18 protein-coding genes are annotated in these 23,770 nt (G+C 74.9%); 10 read left to right on the top strand and 8 right to left on the bottom strand.

What is annotated here, in order from left to right:
* The first annotated feature begins 207 nt into the window (after positions 1-207).
* Positions 208-1,395 carry an LLM class flavin-dependent oxidoreductase gene (locus tag RM844_RS09085; protein WP_311666467.1) on the top strand — a complete coding sequence of 396 codons (1,188 nt, stop codon included), beginning with the start codon at positions 208-210 and terminating at the stop codon, positions 1,393-1,395.
* A gap of 28 nt (positions 1,396-1,423) precedes the next feature.
* Here RM844_RS09085 and ssuE read toward each other — a convergent pair whose 3' ends face one another.
* Positions 1,424-2,002, bottom strand: a complete 579-nt coding sequence (gene ssuE / locus RM844_RS09080) for an NADPH-dependent FMN reductase (protein ID WP_311666466.1) — start codon at positions 2,000-2,002, stop codon at positions 1,424-1,426.
* Between the two features lie 475 nt (positions 2,003-2,477).
* Between ssuE and RM844_RS09075 the strand changes: the two genes are divergently transcribed.
* From RM844_RS09075 to RM844_RS09060, 4 genes are all read left to right on the top strand, one after another.
* Positions 2,478-3,755 (top strand): FAD-binding protein, encoded by a 1,278-nt coding sequence (locus tag RM844_RS09075; protein ID WP_311666465.1) that lies wholly within the window; start codon positions 2,478-2,480, stop codon positions 3,753-3,755.
* Positions 3,756-3,820: 65 nt separating this feature from the next.
* On the top strand, positions 3,821-4,063 hold the full coding sequence (locus RM844_RS09070) for a DUF2630 family protein (RefSeq protein WP_311666464.1): 243 nt from the start codon (positions 3,821-3,823) through the stop codon (positions 4,061-4,063).
* Positions 4,064-4,248: 185 nt separating this feature from the next.
* The gene (locus RM844_RS09065) at positions 4,249-4,746 is read left to right on the top strand and encodes a hypothetical protein (RefSeq protein WP_311666463.1); all 498 of its coding nucleotides are present in this window, start codon (positions 4,249-4,251) and stop codon (positions 4,744-4,746) included.
* Positions 4,747-4,870: 124 nt separating this feature from the next.
* On the top strand, positions 4,871-5,698 hold the full coding sequence (locus RM844_RS09060; protein WP_311666462.1) for a TrmH family RNA methyltransferase: 828 nt from the start codon (positions 4,871-4,873) through the stop codon (positions 5,696-5,698).
* A gap of 48 nt (positions 5,699-5,746) precedes the next feature.
* On the opposite strand, the gene RM844_RS09055 is transcribed toward RM844_RS09060, so the two are convergent.
* From RM844_RS09055 to RM844_RS09045, 3 genes are all read right to left on the bottom strand, one after another.
* On the bottom strand, positions 5,747-7,516 hold the full coding sequence (locus RM844_RS09055; RefSeq protein WP_311666461.1) for an ABC transporter ATP-binding protein: 1,770 nt from the start codon (positions 7,514-7,516) through the stop codon (positions 5,747-5,749).
* Positions 7,517-7,671: 155 nt separating this feature from the next.
* Complete coding sequence (locus RM844_RS09050; RefSeq protein WP_311666460.1) at positions 7,672-9,645, bottom strand: rhamnogalacturonan lyase; 1,974 nt, start codon at positions 9,643-9,645, stop codon at positions 7,672-7,674.
* Between the two features lie 203 nt (positions 9,646-9,848).
* Positions 9,849-11,339: a GDSL-type esterase/lipase family protein gene (locus RM844_RS09045; RefSeq protein ID WP_311666459.1), complete on the bottom strand. Its 1,491-nt coding sequence runs from the start codon at positions 11,337-11,339 to the stop codon at positions 9,849-9,851.
* An 836-nt stretch (positions 11,340-12,175) separates the two neighbouring features.
* Here RM844_RS09045 and RM844_RS09040 point away from each other — a divergent pair.
* The 3 genes from RM844_RS09040 to RM844_RS09030 all read left to right on the top strand — a co-directional run bounded on the left by RM844_RS09040 (position 12,176) and on the right by RM844_RS09030 (position 17,126).
* Positions 12,176-12,691, top strand: a complete 516-nt coding sequence (locus RM844_RS09040) for a hypothetical protein (RefSeq protein ID WP_311666458.1) — start codon at positions 12,176-12,178, stop codon at positions 12,689-12,691.
* 716 nt (positions 12,692-13,407) lie between these two features.
* A complete protein-coding gene (locus tag RM844_RS09035; protein ID WP_311666457.1) occupies positions 13,408-14,592 on the top strand; it encodes a right-handed parallel beta-helix repeat-containing protein in 1,185 nt (394 codons plus the stop codon).
* Between the two features lie 191 nt (positions 14,593-14,783).
* On the top strand, positions 14,784-17,126 hold the full coding sequence (locus tag RM844_RS09030) for a rhamnogalacturonan lyase (protein WP_311666456.1): 2,343 nt from the start codon (positions 14,784-14,786) through the stop codon (positions 17,124-17,126).
* 47 nt (positions 17,127-17,173) lie between these two features.
* Here RM844_RS09030 and RM844_RS09025 read toward each other — a convergent pair whose 3' ends face one another.
* From RM844_RS09025 to RM844_RS09010, 4 genes are all read right to left on the bottom strand, one after another.
* The gene (locus RM844_RS09025; protein ID WP_311666455.1) at positions 17,174-17,443 is read right to left on the bottom strand and encodes a hypothetical protein; all 270 of its coding nucleotides are present in this window, start codon (positions 17,441-17,443) and stop codon (positions 17,174-17,176) included.
* Positions 17,444-17,589: 146 nt separating this feature from the next.
* A complete protein-coding gene (locus RM844_RS09020; protein ID WP_311666454.1) occupies positions 17,590-17,802 on the bottom strand; it encodes a DUF397 domain-containing protein in 213 nt (70 codons plus the stop codon).
* Positions 17,803-18,006: 204 nt separating this feature from the next.
* Positions 18,007-19,923 (bottom strand): AMP-dependent synthetase/ligase, encoded by a 1,917-nt coding sequence (locus tag RM844_RS09015; RefSeq protein ID WP_311666453.1) that lies wholly within the window; start codon positions 19,921-19,923, stop codon positions 18,007-18,009.
* 131 nt (positions 19,924-20,054) lie between these two features.
* Positions 20,055-21,362 (bottom strand): acetyl-CoA C-acetyltransferase, encoded by a 1,308-nt coding sequence (locus RM844_RS09010; RefSeq protein ID WP_311666452.1) that lies wholly within the window; start codon positions 21,360-21,362, stop codon positions 20,055-20,057.
* 130 nt (positions 21,363-21,492) lie between these two features.
* On the opposite strand from RM844_RS09010, the gene RM844_RS09005 reads away from it, so the two are divergent.
* Both RM844_RS09005 and RM844_RS09000 read left to right on the top strand, forming a co-directional pair.
* Positions 21,493-22,836, top strand: coding sequence for a 3-oxoacyl-ACP reductase (locus RM844_RS09005; RefSeq protein WP_311666451.1), 1,344 nt, complete (start codon positions 21,493-21,495; stop codon positions 22,834-22,836).
* A gap of 7 nt (positions 22,837-22,843) precedes the next feature.
* Positions 22,844-23,716, top strand: a complete 873-nt coding sequence (locus RM844_RS09000; RefSeq protein ID WP_311666450.1) for a MaoC family dehydratase — start codon at positions 22,844-22,846, stop codon at positions 23,714-23,716.
* Positions 23,717-23,770 lie beyond the last annotated feature (54 nt).

The raw sequence follows: 23,770 nt of genomic DNA, 5'->3' as shown, positions 1-23,770 counted from the left end.
GTGCCCTGACCGGCGCCGTGCCCTGACCGGGACCGGGACCGGGACCGGGACCGGGAACCGCTCGGCGGCCCCGCGGAGTTCCCGGCTCCGGCGGCCCGGCCGGTGCGGCCGGACCGGGACCGAACCCCCGGCGGTGCCGCCCACCCTGGCCCCTCCCCGACCCACCCGCGCGCCCTCGCCCCAGCACCGCCCACCGAGAGGAGCCCCATGTCCACGGAGTCCGTGCCGTTGTCCGTGCTCGACCTGGTCCCGGTCAGCTCCGGCGGCGACGCCGCCACCGCCCTGCGCAACACCGTCGATCTGGCCCGGCACGTCGAGGAGTGGGGCTACCACCGCTACTGGCTGGCCGAGCACCACCTGGCGGCCGGGGTGGCCAGCTCGCAGCCGGCGCTGGTGATCGGCCTGGTCGCCGGGGCCACCAGCCGGCTGAGAGTGGGCTCGGGCGCGGTCCAGTTGGGGTATCCGACGGCGGTCTCGGTGGTGGAGCAGTTCGGCACCCTGGACGCCATCGCGCCCGGCCGGATAGACCTGGGCCTGGGGCGCGCGGGACACCGCCCGGCCCGGGCCCGGCCCGCCGACCAGGCCGGTCAACCCAGTCAGCTGAGTCAACCTGGTCAACCGGCCCCGGCGGGGCCAGAGCCGGCACCGCCGGCCAGGTCACGGGTGGTGGGCGGGCTGCTGATCCCGCCGCCGTTCGCCCCGGGGCGGCTGCTCTCGCTGCCCAGGTTCGTGGCGCAGCAGGAGCTGCTGCGCCCGCCGGACGCCACCCCGCGGGACTACGCCGAACAGGTCGACGAGATCCGGGCGTTGCTGGCCGGCACCTTCCGGACGCCGGACGGCCACCCGGTGCACGTGGTGCCGGGCGAGGGCGCCGCGCTCCAGCTGTGGGTGCTGGGCAGCAGCGGCGGCGAGAGCGCCCGGGTGGCGGGCGCACGCGGCCTGCCGTTCACCGCCAACTACCACGTCAGCCCCGGCACCATCCTGGAGACGGTGGCCGCCTACCGGGCCGCCTTCGTGCCGACCGAGGCCCGGCCGAGGCCGTACCTCCAGGTCTCGGCCGACGTGGTGATCGCCGATGAGGCGGCGACCGCCCGGCGATTGGCCGCCGGCTACGCGCCCTGGGTGCGGGCCATCCGCACCGGCCGGGGCGCCATCCCCTTCCCCACCCCGGCGGAGGCGGACGCCCTCAGCTGGACCGACGAGGAACGCGCCCTGGTCGCCGACCGGTTGGACACCCAGTTCGTGGGCGACCCGGACCAGGTGGTGGCCGGCCTGCGGCGGCTGGTGGAGGTCACGGGCGCGGACGAGTTGCTGGTCACCACCGTGACCCACGAGCACGCCGACCGGCTGCGCTCCTACCGGCTGCTGGCCGAGGCCTGGGGCCGGTCCGGCTGAGCCGCCGGCCCCGGCGGGACGCCCACGGTCAGGCCGCGGCCCTGGGGTGCGGGCGGGCGGCCGGCTCCGCCCCGGCGCGGCCGGCCAGCTCGCGCGCGAACCCGTCCACGACCAGCTCCAACGGCCCGGCCGTGCCCGCCGGCAGCGTCACCGCGCCGTCCGCGCCCACCTGGATGTCGCGGTCCAGCACGAACCAGCCCTGGGTGATGTGGCGCGGCCCCATCGAGGCCAGCACCGGCCGCAACGCGTAGTCGACGGCCAGCACATGCGCGGTGCTGCCACCGGTGGCCAGCGGCAGCACCGTCTTGCCGGCCAGCGCGTACTGCGGCAGCAGGTCGAGCAGCGCCTTGAGCAGGCCGGAGTAGGCCGCCTTGTAGATCGGGGTGCCGACGACCAGCCCGTCAGCGGCCCGCACGAGTTCGGCGACCTCCACGATGTCCGGGTGGTGCGGGTCGGCGCCCAGCAGCGCCTCGGCCGGCAGCCGGCGCGCGTCCAGCGGCACCACCTCGTGCCCGTGCGCCCGCAGGCGGTCGTCGAGGTGCCGCAGCAGCCGGGCGGTGCGCGAGGTGGGCGACGGGCTTCCGGACAGGGACAGGACGACAGCCATCTCTCAGCTCCTCAGACACGGGACGAGGTCGACACGGGACGCGGTCGACACGGGACGCGGTCGACACGGAACGAAAGCGGGGCGCGCGACGAAGCCGAACGCGCCGGGCAGGGGGCGAGGTGGGGGGCGCACAGCGGGCACCGCGCGCCCAAAAAGACGGGCACGCGGCGGACGGCGGACCCGGCCGGCGGGTCAACCCGAGCCGGAATGGCGGAGGTTGCCCCTACGGTCGAGCCGCGGCCCGGCGGGGCGACGGGGTCAGCGGCGGACCGGACACATCGCGGCGGCCACGCGGAGCAGGTCCACGCAGCGGCGGCGGGTCAGGGTCCGGACTCCGGGCATGGAGCCGATGCAAACACGGCCGCCGGGGACCGTCAATGCCGCGCCCGCCAGGCGAGACGGGCACGGGACGCCCGACAGAACGCCCTCCTGACCCCCCTCCTCGCGGTGGCCGGTTTCGTATTACCGTCGCCCCATGCAGACCACCGGGGCCCGGGCACGCAACTGGGCGGGAAACATCACCTTCGGCGCCGCGCGGCTTCACCGGCCGACCTCGCTCGACGAGCTGCGCCGCGTCGTCGCCGGCGCCGAGCGCGCCCATGTGCTGGGCAGCGGGCACTCGTTCAACCGCGTCGCCGACACCACGGGGGACCTGCTGCGGGTGGACGGGCTGCCCCGCCGGGTGGAGATCGACGCCGAGCGCCGGCAGGTGACGCTCAGTGGCGGGCTGCGCTACGCCGAACTGGCCGCCGAGTTGCACGCGGCGGGCTTCGCCCTGGCCAACCTCGCCTCGCTGCCGCACATCTCGGTCGCCGGTTCGGTGGCCACCGGCACCCACGGCTCGGGCAACGCCCAGCGCTCGCTGGCCGCGGCGGTGACCGCGCTGGAGTTCGTCGGCGGCGACGGGGAGTCGTTCACCCTGAGCCGCGCGGCCGACCCGGAACGCTTCCCCGGCGCCGTGGTGCACCTCGGCGCGCTGGGCGTGGTCACGGCGCTCACCCTGGAGCTGGAGCCGGCCTTCGAGGTGGCCCAGTGGGTCTACCCCGGCGTGCCGTTGGCGACGGTGGCGGCGCGCCACCCGGAGATCTCCGCCGGCGCCTACAGCGTCAGCGTCTTCACCGACTGGCACAGCGACACGGCCACCGTCTGGCTCAAGCGCCGGCTCGACCGGGAGCCGGCCGAGCACCCCGGCGAACGGTGGCTGGGCGGGGCGCTGGCGGCCGGCCCCTGGCACCCGATCCCGGGGATGCCGGCCACCTTCTGCACCGAGCAGGGCGGGGTGCCTGGCCCCTGGCACGAGCGACTGCCGCACTTCCGGCCGGAGTTCACGCCGAGCCGGGGCGAGGAGTTGCAGTCCGAGCTGTTCCTGCCCCGGGCGGCGGCGGGCGAGGCGGTGACGCTGCTGCGGGCGATGGCGGCGGAGTTCGCCGGGGTGCTCCAGGTCGCCGAGATCCGCACGGTGGCCGCCGACGACCTCTGGCTCAGCCCGGCCGCCGGCCGGGACTCGGTGGCGCTGCACTTCACCTGGGTGAAGGACCTGGCGAGGGTGCTGCCGGTGCTCGGCGCGGTGGAGGACCGGCTGCTTCCGCTGGGCGCCCGTCCGCACTGGGGGAAGGTGACCGCGGCCGCCCCGGCCACGGTGGCCGGCTGCTACCCGAGGCTGGCGGAGTTCCGGCGGCTGGCCGAGTCGCTCGACCCGGCGGGCCGCTTCCGCAACGCCTTCGTGGACGACCTCTTCGCCGCGCTGCCCTGAGCCCCCCGCCCGGGGGCCGGGCGGCTCGGATGGCCGACCCCGGTGGGCCGTCCTACGCTGATCCCATGGACGACAAGGACATTCTCGCCCGCGTCGACGACCTGGTGGCCGAGGAACGGACGCTCCGCGACCGCGCCACCGGCCGCGGCCTCGCCGACGACGAGCGGGTCCGGCTGGCCGACCTGGAGGTCCGGCTCGACCAGTGCTGGGACCTGCTGCGGCAGCGGCGCGCCAGGGACGAGTTCGGCGCCAACCCGGACACCGCCGTCACCCGTCCCGCCCGCGAGGTCGAGGGCTACCAGTCCTGACCGGACCCGGCCGGCCCTGACCCCGGCCGGTCGCGGTGGGCGAGGGCGCTCGGGGCGAGCCGGCCGACGACGGCCGGGGTCTCCGGGCGCCACCGGGCCGGCCCGGTGGTCGGCTCGTTCGCGCCCTCGCGGGGCGCGCGCCGGGGCGGGATACTGGTCCCCCCACGACGCGGAGGGCGGGCCCGATGGACCAGGGATGGGCCGCCGTGCTGGGGGCCGCGGTCGGCGCCCTGGCCACCGGGGGCGGGTCGCTCCTGACCGTCCGCTACGCCAGGAAGACGCAGAAGAAGGCCGCCCGCCGGGAGGTCTACCGCGCCTTCCTCACCGAGCTGGCCGAAGCCAGGGCCCAGTTGCAGAAGGTACGCGACCTCATGTTCTACGGCGCCAGGGACGAGGCGGACGCGCGGAGCGTCGCCGCCGGCTTGCGCGAGGCCGAGCAGGGGGTGGCACGCCTGCGGGGTCTGGAGATCGGCGTCCGCCTGGAGGGGCCGGACAGCGTCTCGGTCCCCGCGCGCGAGGTGACCCAGACCATCACCTGGATGTGGGCGCGGCTGCGGTTCGCCCACGCCAACCCGCTCGGCGAGGACGAGTTCCGGAGCATGACGGCGACGATCGAGGCCGATTTCGCCAACCTGGAGGGGAAGGCCGACGACCTGCTCCTGGAGGCCCCGCGCCACCTGTGAGCGAGCGGGCGCCGGCGCGTGCCGGCGGCCGCCCCCGGAACGTCCGGAAGCGGGCGGCGGGGACCCGGGCCAGCGTGTAGCCTCCCAGCGGCAGGCGGGTCGGATCGGGTGAGGTGGGAGTCAGGTGGCTGCGGCGCGGCGCATCACGACGAGGAACGCGCGCTTCCAACAGTGGCAGGCGCAGCTGACCAACCGGACCAAGCGGCAGCGCGCCGGCGAGTTCCTGGTGCAGGGCGTCCGCCCCATCTCCGTCGCGGTGGAACGCGGTTGGCCGGTCAGGACGCTGCTGTACGACGCGGAGCGCGGGTTGAGCGGCTGGGCCGCCGAGCTGCTCGCCGAGGTGCCGGCCGAGCGGGTGGCGATGGCCCCCGAACTCCTCGCCGAGCTGGGCGAGAAGGACGCGGGCCCGCCGGAGCTGGTGGCCGTGGCCGAGCTGCCGCCGGACGACCTGGACCGGGTGCCGGTGGGCCCGGACTTCCTCGGGGTGGTCTTCGACCGCCCGACCAGCCCCGGCAACATCGGCAGCGTGATCCGCTCGGCGGACGCCTTCGGCGCCTCCGGGATGGTGGTGACCGGACACGCGGCCGACGCCTACGACCCCAAGTCGGTGCGGGCCAGCACCGGTTCGCTCTTCGCGCTGCCGGTGGTGCGCGCCCCCGGACACCGGGAGGTGCTCTCCTGGCTGGCCGCCGCGGCCCCACCCACCGGCCAGGTCACGGTGGTCGGCACCGACGAGACCGGCACCGTCCCGGTGGACGCCTGCGACCTGACCGGCCCCGTGCTGCTGCTGGTCGGCAACGAGACCCGGGGGCTGAGCGCGGCCTGGCGGGAGCGGTGCGACGTGCTGGTGTCGATCCCGATGGGCGGCTCGGCCAGCTCGCTCAACGCCGCCAACGCGGCCAGTGTGGTGCTCTACGAGGCGGCCAGGCAGCGCCGCGCCCGCACCGGCTGACCGGGTGGTCGCCGGCCCGGCCCGCCGGGACGCGGGCCGGGCCCGCGCTCACCTGAGCTGGCCCGCCTGGAGCGCGGCGTAGACCCCGTCCTGGGCCAGCAGTTCCTCGTGGGTGCCGATCTCCACGATCTCCCCCTGCTCCATGACGACGATCCGGTCGGCGCCCCGGATGGTGGACAGCCGGTGCGCCACCACGAAGGTGGTGCGCCCCTCGACCAGCCGCGCCAGGGCCTCTTGGACGAGTGCCTCGGAGCGGGTGTCGAGCGCCGAGGTCGCCTCGTCCAGGATCAGCACCCTGGGGTCGCGGATCAGGGCCCTGGCGATGGCCAGCCGCTGCCGCTGCCCGCCGGACAGCCGCGCCCCGTGCTCGCCGACGACCGCGTCCAGCCCGTCCGGCAGCCGCTCGACGAACTCCAGGGCGTTGGCGGCGGTGAGCGCGTCCCGCACGGCGGCGTCGTCCACGTCCTCCATGCCGTAGGCGACGTTCTCCCGGATGGTGCCCTCGAAGAGGATGGACTCCTGCGGGACCACCGACACGAAGCGGCGGTAGGTCCGCAGGTCGAGCCCGCTCATGTCGGTGCCGTCCAGCAGGAGTCGGCCCTCGGTCGGCCGGACGAAGCCGATCAGCAGGTTCAGCATGGTGGACTTGCCGGCCCCCGAGGCGCCGACCAGGGCGATCGTCTCGCCGGGCGTGACCGTGAGGGAGACCCGGCGGACGGCGGGCCGGTCCGGTTCCTCCTCGTAGCCGAAGGACACCTCCTGGAAGTCGAAGGCACCCCGCACCCGGGTCACCTCGGCCTTGCCCTGGTTCTCCTCCAGGGCGGGGGCCTGGAGCACCTCGCCGACCGAGCGGACGGACTCAAGCCCCTTGGTGATGACGGGGATCAGCGACATCAGGGTGGTGGTCGAGTTGGTCAGGGTGGTCAGGAACGCGCTGAGCATGACCACGTCGCCCGGGGAGACGTCCCACACCTCGTAGTAGGCGATCAGCGCGGCGCCGGTGAGGAAGGACAGCCCGATGATGTTCAGGAACACCCAGGAGGCCGACGCCACCCGCCCGTTGAGCAGGTCGAGCCGGAGGGCGGAGTCGAGCACCTGGCGCAGCGTGCGGTCCATCCGGCCCAGGGCCTTCTTCTCCAGCCCGTGCGCCCGGGTGACGGAGATCAGCCGGGTCATCTCGGTGACCCGGGAGGAGAGCTGCTCTATCTCGCGGCGGAAGTGCTCGTTCCTGGTGCGCAGTCGGACCCGCATCCGCATCACCAGGAAGGCGGCGCACGGCACCACCACCAGGAAGATCGGCAGGAACTCGGGGGCCCGCAGCCCGATGATGATCAGGCCGCCGAGCAGCACGGTGCTGGCACCGAGTCCCATCTCGGTGGTCTGCTGCACCATCTGCTCGATGGTCTCGACGTCCCGGACGACCTTCGCCTGGAGCACGCCCGCGCTGACCCGGGTGTGGTAGCCGATGGACAGCTGCTGCATCCGGGTGCAGAGCGCGGACCGCAGTCCGGTCCCCATCCGGCGGATGCTGCCGTACATCAGCCGCACCCAGAGCAGGTGCAGCGGGAAGTTGATCAGCAGCACGAACATCACGACGCCCGCGCTGGACCACAGGTTGCTGATCGGGAGGTGCTCGACGACGGTGTCGACGATGGCGGCGGTGGTCAGCGGCAGCAGCCAGATCGGGCTGTGCTTGATGGTGAAGACCACGAACGCCAGGACGATCTTGCCGCGGTCGGGTCTGAGGAGCCAGAGGAGGGTACGGACCGGGTGTTCGCCCCGATATCGGTGTTCGAGGGGGGCTTCCGGCGAGGCCACAGGGGATCAACTCCAGGTAGAAAGCGCTTGCGGCGGGTGATCCTACCCGCTGCCGGTGCTCGCCTACCGGGCATTCCAGACCCGCCGGAAGACCCCGTTCCGCCCGCCGGCTCGCGCCCCGTGGTGTGCGTCGGGGCGCGAGCCGGGGGCGTGCGCTAGCGGCGCGGGTAGCTGATCCGCGGCGCGGGCGGCTCGGTCATGCCGTCCCCGAGGTAGAAGCCGGGGTGCGGCGGCTGGTTGTACGCCGTGTTCTGCCAGGCGACCGCGAGCCGGTACTGCGGGTCGTGCATCAGCGTCCGCAGCCGCAGCTCGGTCGGCTCGCTGGTGGTGAAGACCCGCAGCGCGCTCTCGTCCTGGGTGCGCAGCACGACCTCCTCACGCCAGTCGCCGTACAGGTCGGCCTGGAGCACCGGGGTGCCCTTGGTCCAGTTGTTGCTGTACGTCCCCTCCGGCTCGAAGACGACGCGCTGCTCGCCGGCCTCCCAGTCCCACTTGGCGATGAACGGGGCGCCGGCCTCGTCCACCGCCTCGTCGAAGGTGTGGTCCAGGATCTCCCGCAGCGGGTCGCCGTCCCACCAGATCATGAAGTTCGCCGACGGGATGGAGGTGCCGATCAGCTCCCCGTCCACCGCCCGGAGTTCGCCCTCCCGGGAGTTCCAGGTGCCGTCCACGGTCACCGCCCACGCCTCAGCGCCACGGTGCCGCGGGTCGATGTCGCCGGCGGCGCCGCGGCCGATGTCCCGGGTGGCCGGCATGCCGTAGATGACCTCGCCGGTGCCCGCGTCCCGCAGGGTGCCGCCCAGGTTGCCCGAGGCGCTCATGCTCTCGTGCACCGAGAACAGTTCGAGGCCCGGCCGGTCCGGGTCCAGGTCGCCCAGGTGCGCCGCGTCGCCGTGGCCCAGCCCGGTGTTGTACAGCGGGGTGCCGTCGTCGTCGATGGTCATCGAGCCGTAGACCAGCTCGTCCCGGCCGTCGCCGTCCACGTCGCCGACCGCCAGGTTGTGGTTGCCCTGGCCCTCGTACTCGGCGCCGGCCTCGTTCGAGTCGAAGAACCAGCGCCGGGTCAGCCGCTCGCCGTCGAAGTCGTAGGCGGCGACCGTGGAGCGGGTGTAGTAGCCACGGGCGAAGAGCACCGAGGGGGTGCGGCCGTCCAGGTAGGCCACCCCGGCCAGGTACCGGTCGCCCCGGTTGCCGTAGCAGTCACCCCAGTCGCAGATGTCGCCGCGCGGCGGCTCGTAGTCGACGGTGTCCACCGCCGCGCCGGTCTCCCCGTCCAGCACGGTCAGGAACTCGGGCCCCTCCAGCACGTAGCCGGACGCGTTGCGGTGGTCGGCCGTCGGGTCGCCGATCACCTCGCCCGCGCCGTCCACCGTGCCGTCGGCCGTCTTCAGCACCACCTCGGAGCGGCCGTCCCCGTCCAGGTCGTACACCTGGAACTGGGTGTAGTGGGCGCCGGCCCGGATGTTGGGGCCGAGATCGACCCGCCACAGCTGCTCGCCGTCCAGCGTGTAGGCGTCCAGGTAGACGTTGCCGGTGTAGCCGGAACGGGAGTTGTCCTGCGCGTTGCTCGGGTCCCACTTCTGGACGATCTCGTACCGGCCGTCCCCGTCCAGGTCGCCGATCGAGGCGTCGTTGAGGTGGTAGGTGTACTCCTCGCCGGTCGGGGTCACCCCGCCCGCCGGGCGGTTGACCGGGATGTCCCGGTAGCCGTCGGCCCACACCCCGAACTCCTCGGTGCGGTCCCGGTTGCCCTGCCCGAGCGTCACCACCTGGTAGACCGAGTCGGCGGTGCCGTCCGGGTCCACCAGGCTGGTCGCCTCGCGCAGCGGCCTGTCGGTGATGCGCTCGCCGTCCCGGTAGACGTGGAACGCGACCCCCTTGGGGTCGAGGCCCAGCATGCGCCAGCCGACCAGCACGCCGTCCTCGGTCGGCACCGCGACGGGCGCCCGGTCGAGGCGCTCCATCTGCCGTACCGGCGGGCCGGGTTGGCGGTCGGCCGCGGCCTGGGCCGGCTGCGCGCCGGCGGGGGCGACGGCGGTCGCCAGCACGGCGAACGCGGAGAGGACGGCGGCCCGGGCCATCAGGGCCCGGCGTCTGGCCGGCCGGGGCGCGGCGGCTCTGCTGCCCATCAGTGAACTCCTCGGTGGGGTGGTGGGTTTTCTTGGGCGTGGTGCGTGGTGCGTGGTGCGTGGTGGGGTGGCGGGTGGGAGGGTGGTGCTGCCTGGTGCGGCGACCCGGGGGATTACGGCTCGGCTGACGGAAGGTCGGCCGCCCGTCGTGGACTCGGGGGCGGGCGCTTTCCGGAGGTGCGGCTCAGCAACGAGGAGTTGCCTCAGGATGTGCGGCTCAGCACCAGGGAGTTGAGGTGGCCGGTCTCGCCGTAGAGGGACAGGTCCAACCGCCCGTCGGCGACCGTCACCTGGGTGAAGGTCTTGGGGGTGACGGCGCCCGGGTAGCCGATGACCTGGCCCCGGTCGGAGCCCTCCAGCACGAAGCCGGTGCGCGAGGCGCCGGCCGGGTCGCCGACCGTCGCGGAGACCGTGTAGACGCCGTCGGGCACGTCCACCGCCAGCTGGTAGGTGGCACCCGGCGAGGAGACGAAGTCCCGGCTGAGGTCGTCCGTCCCCGGGCCCCGGTCGATCGCCTGCCCGGGGAGCGCGGTGGCCACGAAGCCGAGGCCCCGCTCGCCCGGGTAGACGGTCTCCGGGGAGACCCCCAGGTAGCCGTCGGCCACCGGGCTGTCGGCGGTGCCGAAGTCCAGCCGCAGGTCGGCGGCCGAGGTGGTCAGCGGCAGCCAGCGCGAAGCGGCCGACGGGCCACGGTCGTTGACGGCGATCACCCGCACCTCGTAGCGGGTGTCGGCGGCCAGCCCGGTCACGTCCGCCACCGGGATCGGGGCGACGGCGACCAGCTCGCGCCGGCCCCGGTCGTCCAGCCGCCTGGCCTCCACCCGGTAGAGGTCGGCGTTCGCCACCGCCGGCCAGGTCAGCCGGGCACCGTCGTGCCCGACCTGGCTGGCGGCCGGCCGGTCGGGACGGGCCGGCCGGTGGCCGGTGGGCTCGGTGTTGACCACCGCGTCGGCCAGCGGGAGGTCGGTGCCGGCCAGTTCGACGGCGATCAGCCGGGCCATCCGGTCCGCGCCGTAGGTCTGGAAGTGGGTCTCGTCGATGGTGCCGGCCGGCCGGTTGGGGTAGACGCCCGGCGGCACGTGCAGGAAGACGGCGGTGGACTCCAGCGGCCCGACCCCGCTCAGGTACTCCCGGCTGGCCTGGCCCAACTCCAGCAGCGGCACGCCCTCTTCGGCCGCCACCTCCCGGGCCGCCTGGGCGTACTCCGGGAAGGACTCGCCGAGTTCACCGCTCGTCGGGTCGAACACCCGGCGGGAGACCGGGGTGAGCACCACCGGGGTGGCGCCCCTGGCCAGCGCGCCGCCGATGTAGTCCTCGCGCAGGTACTCCTTGAAGTCGGCGGGCGAGGTGTACCGGTCGGGCCGGCTGATGGTGGCGTCGTTGTGCCCGAACTGCACGAACAGGTAGTCGCCCGGCCGGATCTCGTTCAGGATCGCGTCCAGCCGGCCCTCCTCCACGAAGGTGCGTGAACTGCGGCCACCGATCGCGTGGTTGGCGACGGTCACCGGCTCGGCGAAGTACCGGTCGAGCAGTTGGCCCCAGCCGGCCTGCGGGGCGAAGTCCGTGGTGTAGCTCTGCGCGGTCGAGTCGCTCGCGACGAACACGGTCGGCCCCTCGGCCCGTTCCCCGGCGGCCCGTTCCTCGGCGTGGGCGACGGCCGGGAGTCCGAGCCCCAGCAGCGTCGCGAGGGACAACGTTCCCGCGAGCCTCGCTCTGAACCGGGGACGCGGCGCCGCGCCCGACGACGGGCGGGCGGTCAGTTCGCGCATGCTCTTTCCTCTCCTCGGGTCCGTTCGATCGGTTCGGGGTGCAGGGGGCCGCCGTTGTGAATCGATTCATTTTGTGGGTGGGCGCGGCTGGGCACCGGAAGGCCGGTGACCGCACGGGTTGTTGGGTGGACGACGACCCGGGATGGGTAAGCGCTTGCTTGCGCCTGACGGAGTGTTCCAACGCCCCAACGAGAACGTCAAGACACCTGCCACGACTTTCGCTGACGCGCGGCCGGGTCGCCTGGGCGGGCGTCCGTGCCGGCTGCTTGGGCCGGCGAGCCGCAGGGACGCCGGTTGGGCACCTCCGGCGACCCGGGGGCGGCCCGGGCGGGCTCCGCCGGCGACCCGGGGGCGGTTCCGCCGGTGGCCGGGCCCGCGGCCTGGGCCGGCGGCTTGGGCCGGCGAGCCGCAGGGACGCCGGTTGGGCACCGAGGGGAGCGTGGGCCGCCGCCGTGGGCGACGTCGACCGGCGCGGCTGACCGCCGTTGACCAGCGTCGAGGGCGTCACTCACCGGCACGGATGCCGTCAGTTGCCGGCGTCGAGGGCGACGTCGACCGGCGCGGCAGACCACCGTTGACCAGCGCGGATGGCCGTCGATGAGGGCGCCGTCGGGAGCGCCGTTGGCGCCGCCTCGGACGCCGGAGGCCGTCGCCGGCCGCGAGAAGCCAGCGGGAAGCCGCCGGAGGCCGGCGACTTCCGCCGCCGTGGGCCGACGGCCAAAGAGCAACCGGGGCCCGGGGGTCCGTGGTTGACTGACCGGATGGCCTCCGATGTCGCGCCTGACCGGCCCGGGCGGGCGACCGCCGCGCTGCCGCTGCTGTTGTTGGACGTGGACGGCGTGCTCAACCCGTACGCGGCGGAACACTGCCCCGACGGCTACCGCGAGTACCCGTTCTTCCCCGACGAGGACCCGCCGATCCGGCTCTGCGCCGAGCACGGCGGCTGGCTCGCCGACCTCGGTCAGCTCTTCGAACTGGCCTGGGCGACCGGCTGGGAGGACGAGGCCAACGTGTACCTCGCGCCGGCCTTGGGGCTGCCGCAGCTGCCGGTGGTGCGGTTTCCGCCGGTGCCGTTCCCGCCGGCCGCGAAGGTGCCGGCGATCGACGCCTTCGCCGGCGACCGGCCGGCGGCCTGGGTCGACGACGTCCACCCGCCGGAGGCCTGGGCCTGGCAGCGCGGCAGGTCGGCGCCGACCCTGCTGGTCACCGCCGACCCGGCGGGCGGGCTGACCCGGGCGATGGTCGACCGACTCGTGGCCTGGCACGGCGCGTTGTAACGCACCGCGCGCCGGACGGGGCAGACACGGACCGGACGGGCCCGGACGGCGCGCGCGGAGCGACGCGCGCGGCACGGCGGGGCGCGCGGCGCGCGGGGCACACCGCGCGCCGGATGCAACAGGCTCAACTGGCGCGCGGGCGATGGGGCGCACGAGATGTACCGCGCGCCGGATGAAACGGACCCGGACGATGCGTGCGGCCCAGGGCGCAAGAGGTGCGCCGCGCGCCGGAGCGGGCGTGCGGGCCGGGGCGCACCGTGAAGCAGCGCGCGCCGGAGCAGGCACACGGGGCCAGGCGGGCCGCACTCCGGAGCGAGTCACGCGGGCCCGCGCCGGCGCGAGCACACCGCCCGACGGAACGAACGCGCCGCGCGAAGCCGGGCCGCGCCGCGCCAGGCGGGGCCCGCCCGCGCCAGGTGAAGCCGCGCCGCGCCAGCCGGGGCGCCCGGCCCTGCCGCGCCAGGCGGGCCGCAACCGCGCGAAGCCGCGCCGGCCGGCCGGCCGACCGACCGACGCTAACGCCCGATCCTGTCAGGATCGTTGACCGGTTCCGCGCCGCGTTGCCATACTGCCGGACCGCAAGCGCTTTCCAGCGCTCGCGGGACACCAGCAGCATCAGCACACCCAGGTACGTCTCCCCCGGAGGACCCACGCAGCCCCTTAATGAATCGATTCACGCCGCGTCGTCCTCCTCCCCCACTCACAGGAGAGCAGCGATGGGAAGCAGAGCCGCATCCCCCGGTATCAAGCGCAGGTACGCCCTGCTGGCCACCGGCCTGGCCGTGGTGGTCGCCGCCGGCACCGGACTGACCGCCGCCGCCGGCGAGTCCACCGGGCCCGACCAGGCCCCGGACCCGCCACGGGCGCTGGCCTGCGGCGACGGCAGTTACGACGCGGAGGTGACGCTGGACGGCGACACCTGGACCGCGCCCGGCTACAGCGGGGGCTCGATGCTGGAGGCCATGCGCGCCGGCGTGGCCAGCCTCAGCGAGGGCCGCACCAGCACCGAGTCGGTGGTCGTCCGGGGCTCCGGCGACGTCCCCGCCGACCAGTCACTCGACCTGCCGAGCCACACCTCCCTCGAGGTGTGCGGAACACTCAACGTGACCGGCTCGATGGCCGCCGGGCACGCCCCGATCCGGGTCCGGGACGCCCAGAACGTGGCGGTGCCCTACCTGGAGAACATGCACGGCGCCCCTTACTTCGGGATCTTCGTGCAGAACTCCCACGACGTCGCGCTGGGCGACATCACCATGGAGCTGAACGGCGGACTCGGCATCCGGGTCGACAACCACCGGAACCGCGACCAGCCCACCACCGGCGTCCACATCGACTCGGCCACCATCTCGGGCGCCGGCAGCCACGCCGTGGAGACCTACGGCGTGGACGGCTTCACCGCCGGCACCATCACCGCCAACTCGGTCGGCGAGTCGGGTCTGTTGCTGAACGACACGGTCAACGCGGACATCGGCACCGTGCGCGCCACGGACGCCGGCACCGGCACCGGCTACGCGGCCTTCCGGATGGCCAACCGCAACGGCGCCCTCGACGACTACCGGACCAACATCCGGGTGGGCGAGGTCGTCGCGCGCGGCGGCGGGCGCGGCGTGTTCTGCGTCTCGGAGAGCGGCGGCGCGGTCATCGAACGGGTGGACATCGCCGACACCGGCAACAACGCCGTCCTGATCGAGAACTGCTACAACGTCACCATCGCCAGCCAGGGCGGCACCATCTCCGGCGGCGGCGAGGTGCGGCTGGCCGCGCGCACCGAGTTCGCCAACAACCGGGACATCACGCTGGCCAACTTCACCCTGGTCGACTCCGCGCTTACCGAGAACCCGTGCGGCGAGAACGTGACCGTCGACATCACCTTCCAGAACAGCGCCGACAACAGCTGCTGACGCCGTCAGCCCAGCGCGTCCGGGTCCGTGGCGGGCCGCGGCCCAGCCCGCCACGGACCCCCGGCGCCCCCCACAGCCCCTCATACCGGCCCCCACACCGACCCCCCACGCCGACCCCACGCCGATCCCCACATCCCCACCACGCGAAGCTCCCCCCGCACCAACTCCCCCGTACCAGAGAGGGAATCCCGATGAGACACCACAGACGAGGACGTCGACCCGCGCGGGTCGCGCTGACCGCGCTGCTGGCCGGCGCGGTGCTGGCGAGCGGCGCGCCCGGCGTGGCCCAGGCCGGGGACGGCCCGGGCCGCCCTGGCGGGGATCCCGCCCCCCGGATGGAGGAGCTGGACCGCGGGCTGGTGGCGGTGCGGACCGACGAGGGGGTCTTCCTCAGCTGGCGGCTGCTGGCCGACGAGGCGACCGGCGCCTCCGCGCGGGGCCTGACCGGTGTGGACTTCCGGGTCTACCGGGACGGCGAGCGCCTGGCCACGGTGCGGGACTCGACCAACTACCTGGACGCCGAGGCGGGTTCGGACGCCTCCTACCGGGTGGAGGCCGTCTACCGGGGGCGGGTGCGGGACGTCAGCGAGTCGGTGAGCCCGACGGCCGACGGCTACCACGAGCTGCCGCTGACCAGGCCGGCCGGCGGCGTCACCCCCGCCGGCGAGAGCTACACCTACTCAGCCAACGACATGAGCGTCGGCGACGTGGACGGCGACGGCGCCTACGAGTACATCGTCAAGTGGGACCCGTCCAACTCCAAGGACGTCTCCCAGGTCGGCTACACCGGCAACGTCTACCTCGACACCTACGAGCTGGACGGCACCCTGCTGCACCGGGTGGACCTCGGCCCCAACATCCGGGCCGGGGCGCACTACACGCAGTTCCTGGTCTATGACTTCGACGGCGACGGCCGCGCGGAGTTGATGTTCAAGACCGCGCCGGGCACCCGGGTGCTGCGCTACGACGACGCCGGGGAGGTGGCCGAGGAGCGTCATGTCACCATGCCCCGGGCGGACGTTCGGGCCGGATACTCACACGCGGACGACTACCGGATGAGTGCGGACGACTACCACGAGCACCTGGTGGGCGTGTTCCAGGGCTGGTCGTCGCACCCCGAGGTGGTGGCGGGGAACTGGCCGGCGACGCTGGAGGAGGCGTTGGGCGTCACCGACCGGGAGCCGTTCCCGTATCCGCTGGAGCGGGCGCACGCCGAGGAGTTGGTGGACTACTTCATCGACGTGTACGCGCCGTCCCGCAGCGAGCGGAACCAACTGCGGGCCTTCGAGGGGTTCGTGGTGGACGGGCCGGAGTACCTCACGGTCCTGGAGGGCGCGACCGGGGCGGAGTTGGAGACCATCCGCTACCCGGTCGAGCGGGGTGACGACGGGCTGCTGTGGGGGGACTACGCCGGCGAGCGAATCGAGCCGGGCAACCGGGTCGACCGGTTCCTGGCCGGGGTGGCCTACCTCGACGGGGAGCACCCGTCGGCGGTCTTCGCCCGTGGCTACTACACCCGGGCCACGCTGGTGGCCTACCGGTGGGACGGTCGGCGGCTGCGCGCCGAGTGGACGGCGGACAGCGGGCACGTCCCGATGGACAACCCGTTCCGCAACACCTCCGGGGCGCGCGACGGGCGGAACCCGGCGCACGCCGAGCTCACCCAGCAGGGCTTCCACTCGCTGAGCGTGGGCGACGTGGACGGCGACGGCCGGCAGGAGATCGTCTACGGGGCGGCGACGCTGGACGACGACGGGAGCCTGCTCTACAGCTCGTTCGACGAGCTGCCGGAGGGCAGCGCGAGCCCGGGCGAGTGGCGCCGGCTGGGTCACGGGGACGCGATGCACCTGGCGGACATCGACCCGGAGCGGCCGGGGCTTGAGATCTTCACCGTGCACGAGGGCGGGGCCAGCGTGCCGCACGGCTACGCGCTGCGGGACGCGGCCACCGGCGAGGTGCTCTTCGCCGGGCACACCGGCGTGGACACCGCGCGGGCCATGATCGGTGACATCGACCCGGACCGGCCGGGGCTTGAGGTGTGGGCCAACTCGGCGGAGGACGCGACGGCCGAGCCGGTGGGGATGTGGAGCGCGAGTGGCGAGCCCATCGAGGGGCCGTACCCGGGCGCCAACCAGAGCGTGCGCTGGGCCGCCGATCTGACGACCCAGCAGGTGCACGGCGCGACCACGGAGGTGTACCAGACGCCGACCCTGGAGGACTGGCGGCGCGGCACCCTGTTGACCGCCGACGGCACCACCACCAACAACTGGTGGAAGGGGAACCCGTCTCTGGTGGCCGACGTCTTCGGGGACTGGCGCGAGGAGCTGCTGCTGCCCACCACGGACGGCTCGGCGATCCGGATCTACTCCAGCACCGAGGTGACCGACCACAAGCTGTACACGCTGATGCACGACCCGCAGTACCGGGTCGAGGTGGCGCGCCAGCAGTCCACCTACAACCAGCCCTCGCATCCGGGGTTCTATCTGGCGGCCGACATGGACTTCCGCCGGGTGCCGCTGCCGGGCCGCCGCTGACCGCGGGCCGCTCCGCCGCCCGGCCCCACCGACCCGTGTCGCAACGCTCAGTAGCAGATGAAGAGTTGGGCGTCCGGGTGGCGGAGCAGCGGCCACGGGTACCCGTGCGGGCAGTGCCGGCCGTGGTGCGGGTGCCAGAACCGGCCGGCCGGGGTGCCGCAGAACGCGCAGGCCCAGACCGGTGGCCGGCCGGGCACGGTGACGTCGGGCCACAGCGCCCGGCCGCACTGGCCGCAGGCCGGCTGCCGGAGGGTCAGGGGCGGGACGGCGACGTGGCGCGGGAAGAACGGGAAGGCGTTGAGCACATCGTCTGGCACGTCCGTATCCTTCTGGCCGGGCCGCGCCGGGCCGCCCCGCTACGCCCTCCGTTCCACCGAACGAATGACAAGCGCCGCCCCAAGAGGGCGTAACGTTGCCCCGTTTTGCCCGGGTGGGCCGGCCGGTGGCCGGGGGCGGGGCACGGTCAACGCGCCACTCGGCGCTCGCCGTCGACGGCCCCGACGAACGCCCGCCAGGCCGCCATCGAGACCGCCACCACGGGCCCCCCGGCCCGCTTGCTGTCCCGGAGCGGCACCAGTCCGCCCCGCCCCAGGGCGACCTCCAGGCAGTCGCCCCCCGACGCACCGCTGTAGCTGCTCTTGCGCCATCGCAGAGTGTCCGCGCCATGGTCAGCCATGCCCATCCCCTTCGCGCGCAGTTGATCACCGTCAGGGGCGCTGTCGGGACAGTGCGTGAACACTCCCCCCTGGGCGAATGGTAGGCCATCGACCCCGGTCAGTCAGCGCATCAACTGGCGTGTCCACCAACCCACTTCACACTCAGCAAGACGCCGGCGCAAACGGAACGCCGGCCCCCGGCGCGGCCGGGACGGGCGGCCGGCTCAGGCGTAGAGGGCCTCGATCTGCCCGGCGTAGGCGGCGGCGACGGCCGCCCGACGGATCTTCAGGGACGGGGTCAACAGGCCGTTCTCCTCGGTGAACTCCCCCTCCACCAGCCGGAACCTGCGGATCGACTCGGCCCGGGAGACCGCCTCGTTGGCGTAGTCGACGGCCCGCTGGATGTCGGCCAACAGCTCGGGATCGGCCCGCAGTTCGTCGAACCGGGTGTCCGCGGGCCGGCCGCGGGTGGTCAACCAGTGGGCGGTGGCCTCCGGTTCGAGGGTGATCAGGGCGGCCACATAGGACCGGCCGTCGCCGACCACCATGCACTGGCCGACCAGCGGGCGGCCCCGCAGCCGGTCCTCCAGCACGCTGGGCGAGACGTTCTTGCCGCCGCTGGTGATCAGCAGGTCCTTCTTCCGGCCGGTGATGGTCAGATAGCCGTCCCGGTCCAGTCGGCCGAGGTCCCCGGTGCGGAACCAGCCGTCGGCGAGGGCCTCCTCGGTGGCCGCCGGGTTCCCCCAGTAGGAGCCGAAGACGATGTCGCCCCTGATCCACACCTCGCCGTCCTCGGCGATCCGCACCGCGGCGCCGGGCACCGGCTGGCCGACGGTGCCGAACCGGGGGGCCAGCGGGGGGTTGAGGGTCGCGGCCGAGGTGGTCTCGGTCAGGCCGTACCCCTCGTAGACCAGCACCCCGCAGCCGAGGAAGAACAGGCTGAGCCGCTCGTCCAACGGGGACCCGCCGCTGATCGCGTACCGCAGCCGGCCGCCGAGCGCGGCCCGGATCCGGCGGTAGACCAGCAGGTCGTAGAGGGCCTTGGCGGCCCGCAGCCGGAGCCCGGGGCCCCGCCCGCCGTCCTGGTAGGCGGCCAGCTCGGCCCTGGCCCAGGCCACCGCGATCCGGTCGGCCCGGTCGAACGAGGCGCCCCGGCCCAGGCGTTCGGCGGTGACCCGGCCGGTCTCGTGGATCTTCTCGAAGAGATAGGGCACGCCGACCACGAACGACGGCTGGAAGGAGGCCAGTTCGGGACGGAGCTCGGCGGGCTTGACACTGGGGCAGTGGCCGATCTCCACCCGGCCGGCGACGCAGGCGAGTTGGATGGTGCGGCCGAGGATGTGCGCCAGTGGCAGGAAGATCAGCGTGGTCGGGCGCTCCCCGGTGACCTCCTCGAAGACCGGGATCAGCAGCTCGGCCAGGTTCGCCGTCTCGGCCCACAGGTTCCCGTGGGTGAGCACGCAGCCCCTGGGCCGGCCGGTGGTGCCCGAGGTGTAGGTGAGGGTGGCGACCGTGTCGGCGGTGAGCGCGGCGCGCCGCGCGGTGACCTCGGCCGCTGGCGTCTCGGCGCCGAGCGCGGCCAGTTGTCCGAGGGCGTCCTCGTCCAGCCGCCAGACCCGCGGGCGGTCCGCCAGCCCGGCGACGGCCCGCTCGGCGAGCGCGGCGTGCTCCGCGGTCTCCACCAGCAGCAGGGTGGCACCGGAGTCGGCGAGCTGCCAGGCGAGTTGCTCGGCGGACGCGGTCGGGTAGACCGGCACGCTCTGGCCGCCGGCCGACCAGATCGCGAACTCCAGCACCGCCCACTCGTACCGGGTACGGGACATCAGCGCGACCCGGCCACCCACCGGCAGGCCGGCCGCGACCAGCCCGGCGGCCACCGCGGCGATCTCCTCGGCGAACCGGGCGGCCGTCACCGGCCGCCACGCCTCACCCACCCTGCGCCGCACCACCACCAGATCGGGCTCGGCGGCGGCGTTCCGGAACGGGGCGTCGGCCAGCCCGCTGCCGGGCTCCGGCGGGACCAGCGGCGGCACGGAGGCCCGGCGCACCTCCCCGCTGGCGTCGGTGACCAGCTCGGGCACCGCCCGGTCCGCCCAACCGCCGCGCGCCCGCACGCGTTTCATGTCCCGTCGTACGCTCATCTCCGCTCCCGCCTCCGTCGCCCGTGGGTGGTCGTCTCGGTGTGGTGCGCCCGGTGTGGTGCGCTCCGGCGCGCCTGGTCTTGCCGCGTGCCTCGCTCCGGGGCGCGCGGTCCGGCGGCGCGCCGGGTCGGTCAGGTCTCCAGCAGCGCGGTCACCCCGAGGCCGCCGGCCGCGCAGACCGAGATCAGGCCGCGCAGCGGCGGCCCGTCCGCCGGCCGCCCGGCGGCCCGCTGCCGCAGCGCCTTCGCCAGGGTGGGCACGATCCGGGCGCCGGTGGCCGCGAACGGGTGGCCGGTGGCCAGCGAGGAGCCGTGCACATTGAGCCGCGCCCGGTCCACCGTGCCCAGCGGGCCCGACCGGCCCAGCCGGCGCGCGCAGTAGTCGGCGTCCTCCCAGGCGGCCAGGGTGGCCAACACCTGGGCGGCGAACGCCTCGTGCAGCTCCAGCAGGTCCAGGTCGGCGAGCGTCAGTCCGGCCGCGTCCAGCAGCTCGGGCACCACCCGGGTCGGCGCGGTGAGCAGCCCGTCGGGCCCGTCCACGAAGTCCACCGCGCCGGTGCGGGCGTGGGTCAGCCAGGCCAGCACCGGCAGCCCGCGCTCGGCCGCCCACTCCTCGCTGGCCAGCAGCACGGTGGCGGCGCCGTCGGTGAGCGGGGTGGAGTTGCCGGCGGTCAGCGTCGGCCGCTCGCCGGCCAGCCCGTAGACCGGGCGCAGCCTCGCCAGCCGCTCCGGGGTGCTGTCGGGCCGCAGGTTCTGGTCCCTGGCCAGGCCCTGGAACGGGGTCACCAGGTCGGTGAAGAAGCCGTCGTCCCAGGCGGCGGCGAGCCGTTGGTGGCTGGTCGCGGCCAGCTCGTCCTGCGCCTCGCGGGTGACGCCCCACTCGACGGCGGTGCGGGCCGCGTGCTCGCCCATCGAGAGGCCGGTGCGCGGCTCGGCGTTCCGCGGCGCCTCGGGCACCAGCTGTCCCGGCCGCAGGCCGGCCAGTGAACGCGCCCTGGCCGCCAGGCCCTTGGCCCGGCGGGTGCGCAACAGCACCTTCCGCAGCCGGTCGTCGAGCGCCAGCGGCACATCGCTGACGCTGTCCACACCGCCGGCGACGCCGACCTCGATCTGGCCCAGCGCGATCTTGTTGGCGACCAGGATGACCGCCTCCAGGCCGGTACCGCAGGCCTGTTGCACGTCGAAGGCCGGGGTGCGCCGGTCCAGGGCGCTGCCCAGCACCGTCTCCCTGGCCAGGTTGAAGTCCCGGCTGTGCTTGAGCACCGCGCCCGCGACGAACTCCCCGAGCAGCGCGCCGGAGAGCCCGAACCGCCGCACCAGGCCGGCCAGCGCGGCGCCGAGCAACTCCTGGTTGGAGGCGGTCGCGTAGGGCCCGTCGGCCCGGGCGAACGGGACGCGGTTGCCGCCGACTACGGCCACCCGACGGCCGGTTGGGGTCATGACTGGGCTCTCCTTCGCTTGCCTCCGGCGCCGGCCGGGTACCCGGCCGACCACGCCGGGTCTGCCTTGTGGTGCCGAACACCGTGGTTTAACTTGCCAGTAGACTTACCCGGGAGTAGGGAGGAAATCAATGGCCGACCGTTATCTCTCCTTCGCCACCGGCCGGACGGGCGCCCGCGTGGTGCGCCGGCTGGGCCTGCCCCGCCCCGTCGAGCTGCCCCGGCACCGGCCGGGCGGGCCGGTGCTCGCCGGCCCCGTGGTCCTCGGCGAGGCCGACGGCGCCCGCCTCGGCAAGCCGCTGCGCGCGGTGCTGGAGTCCTGCGGCGCCCGGATCGAGGAGCGCCCCGAACGGCCCGCGGCCCTGGTCTTCGACGCCTCCGGGATCGAGACGCCGGCCCAACTCGACCAGCTGCACGCCTTCTTCGCCCCACGGGTCCGCTCGCTGGCGGTCGGCGGCCGGGTGCTGGTCGTCGGCGCCCCGGCGGCGGACGCGGCCTCGGTGGCGCAGGCGGCGGCCCGGCGCGCGCTGGACGGCTTCGTCCGCTCCCTGGGCCGGGAGCTGCCCGGCGGCGCCACCGCCCAACTGCTCCTGGTGGCGCCCGGCGCCGAGCGGCCCGAGTCGCTGGCGGCCACGCTGCGGTTCCTGCTCTCGGCCCGCTCCGCCTACGTCTCGGGCCAGTCGCTGCTGGTGGGCCCGGCCGAGCCGGGCGAGCCGCCGGCCGACTGGGACCGGCCGCTGGCCGGCCGCTCGGCGCTGGTCACCGGGGCGGCCCGGGGCATCGGCGCGGCCATCGCCGAGACGCTGGCCAGGGACGGCGCGCGGGTGCTCTGCCTGGACACGCCGGCGCAGGCCGAGCCGCTGGCCGCGCTGGCCGACCGGCTGGGCGGCGAGGCCGTCCCGCTGGACATCACGGCCGAGGACGCCGGCGCACGGCTGCGGGAGCGGCTGGCCGCGCCGGCGGACGGCGCCGGCGGCGGGCTGGACGTGCTGGTGCACAACGCGGGCATCACCCGGGACCGGACGCTGGCCCGGATGGACGCCGAGGGCTGGCGGTCCGTGCTGGGGGTCAACCTGATCGCGGTGGAGCGGCTGACCGACGCGCTGCTGCCGGCCCTGGCGCCGGGCGGCCGGATCGTCGTCACCTCCTCGATCGGCGGCATCGCCGGCAACGCGGGGCAGACCAACTACGCCGCCAGCAAGGCCGGGTTGATCGGCCTGGTCGAGGCGCTGGCGCCGCGGGTCGCCGACCGCCGGATCACCGCGAACGCGGTGGCGCCGGGCTTCATCGAGACCCGGATGACCGCCGCGATGCCGGCGCTGCTGCGCCAGGTGGGCCGGCGGGGGAACAGCCTGGGCCAGGGCGGGCGGCCGGTCGACGTCGCCGAGGCGGTGGCCTACCTGGCGGCGCCGGCCAGCGGCGCGGTCAGCGGGCAGGTGCTGCGGGTGTGCGGCCAGGCCCTGTTGGGGGCGTGAGCGCCGGATGCCGGGCCCCGAGACCGTGCTCCCCCGCCCGCCGAGGCTGACCGCCGCCTACGCCCGGGCGGTGCTCCCCCGCCGGCGCCGGCCGGACGCGCCGCTGCCGGACCGGTCGCTCGCGTTGGCCGCCGCGGTGCCCCACCCGGATCGGGTGCGGGCCTACGCCCGGCTCTGCGGCGCCCCCGACGACGACCGGCTGCCCGTCGGCTATCCGCACCTGCTCGCCTTCCCGCTGACCATGGCGCTGCTCACGGCCCCCGACTTCCCCTGTCCGCCGCTGGGCCTGGTGCAGTTGGCCAACGAGATCAGCTGCCTGCGCCCGCTCGCCGCGGCGGAGCCGCTGGCGGTGCGGGTGACGGCGGTGGCCGCGGCGCCGCGGCCCCGGGGCCGCGCGTTCGAGGTGCGGGCCGAGGTGTCGGACGCGCGGGGGCTGCCGGTGTGGCGCGGCAGCAGCACCTACCTGCACCGTTCGGGCCCCGGCGGCGCGGCCCGCGGCGCCGGGCGGGCGCCCGACGCCGAGCCGGCGCTCGACTCGCCCGCGCTGACCGCGCGTTGGCCGCTGGCGGCCGGCCTCGGCCGGCGCTACGCCCGGGTCTCGGGCGACCGCAACCCGATCCACCTGCACCCGCTGACCGCCCGGCCGTTCGGCTTCCGCCGGCCGATCGCGCACGGCATGTGGAGCAAGGCGCGGGCGCTCGCCGCGCTGGCCGACGAGCTGCCGGAGGCGTTCACCGCGCGGGCGCGGTTCCTCGCCCCGGTGCCGCTGCCGTCCCGGCCGGCCTTCGCGGCCACGCCCCGGGCGGGCGGCGGCTGGCTCTTCCAGCTCAGCGCGGCCGACGGCCGCCGCCAACTCGCCGGGGAGATCGTCCCCCACTGAGCCCGCCCACCCATCCGGGCGGGCGACAGCCCCGTCCCGCCACCGGTTCGCCCC

The organism is Streptomyces chisholmiae (genome assembly GCF_031845445.1).
In the GTDB taxonomy this organism is placed as follows: Bacteria; Actinomycetota; Actinomycetes; order Streptomycetales; family Streptomycetaceae; genus Streptomyces; species Streptomyces chisholmiae.
The sequence above is the reverse complement of the archived record's forward strand: the minus strand, read 5'-3'. Positions and strand labels throughout refer to the sequence as shown.

Bases quoted from the DNA above. Each gene is read 5' to 3' on its own strand.
- ssuE (WP_311666466.1), bottom strand. From the start codon at position 2,002: ATGGCTGTCGTCCTGTCCCTGTCCGGAAGCCCGTCGCCCACCTCGCGC.
- RM844_RS09040 (WP_311666458.1), top strand. From the start codon at position 12,176: ATGGCCTCCGATGTCGCGCCTGACCGGCCCGGGCGGGCGACCGCCGCG.
- RM844_RS09075 (WP_311666465.1), top strand. From the start codon at position 2,478: ATGCAGACCACCGGGGCCCGGGCACGCAACTGGGCGGGAAACATCACC.
- RM844_RS09005 (WP_311666451.1), top strand. From the start codon at position 21,493: ATGGCCGACCGTTATCTCTCCTTCGCCACCGGCCGGACGGGCGCCCGC.
- RM844_RS09015 (WP_311666453.1), bottom strand. From the start codon at position 19,923: ATGAGCGTACGACGGGACATGAAACGCGTGCGGGCGCGCGGCGGTTGG.
- RM844_RS09085 (WP_311666467.1), top strand. From the start codon at position 208: ATGTCCACGGAGTCCGTGCCGTTGTCCGTGCTCGACCTGGTCCCGGTC.
- RM844_RS09020 (WP_311666454.1), bottom strand. From the start codon at position 17,802: ATGGCTGACCATGGCGCGGACACTCTGCGATGGCGCAAGAGCAGCTAC.
- RM844_RS09065 (WP_311666463.1), top strand. From the start codon at position 4,249: ATGGACCAGGGATGGGCCGCCGTGCTGGGGGCCGCGGTCGGCGCCCTG.
- RM844_RS09070 (WP_311666464.1), top strand. From the start codon at position 3,821: ATGGACGACAAGGACATTCTCGCCCGCGTCGACGACCTGGTGGCCGAG.
- RM844_RS09000 (WP_311666450.1), top strand. From the start codon at position 22,844: ATGCCGGGCCCCGAGACCGTGCTCCCCCGCCCGCCGAGGCTGACCGCC.
- RM844_RS09050 (WP_311666460.1), bottom strand. From the start codon at position 9,645: ATGGGCAGCAGAGCCGCCGCGCCCCGGCCGGCCAGACGCCGGGCCCTG.
- RM844_RS09035 (WP_311666457.1), top strand. From the start codon at position 13,408: ATGGGAAGCAGAGCCGCATCCCCCGGTATCAAGCGCAGGTACGCCCTG.
- RM844_RS09030 (WP_311666456.1), top strand. From the start codon at position 14,784: ATGAGACACCACAGACGAGGACGTCGACCCGCGCGGGTCGCGCTGACC.
- RM844_RS09010 (WP_311666452.1), bottom strand. From the start codon at position 21,362: ATGACCCCAACCGGCCGTCGGGTGGCCGTAGTCGGCGGCAACCGCGTC.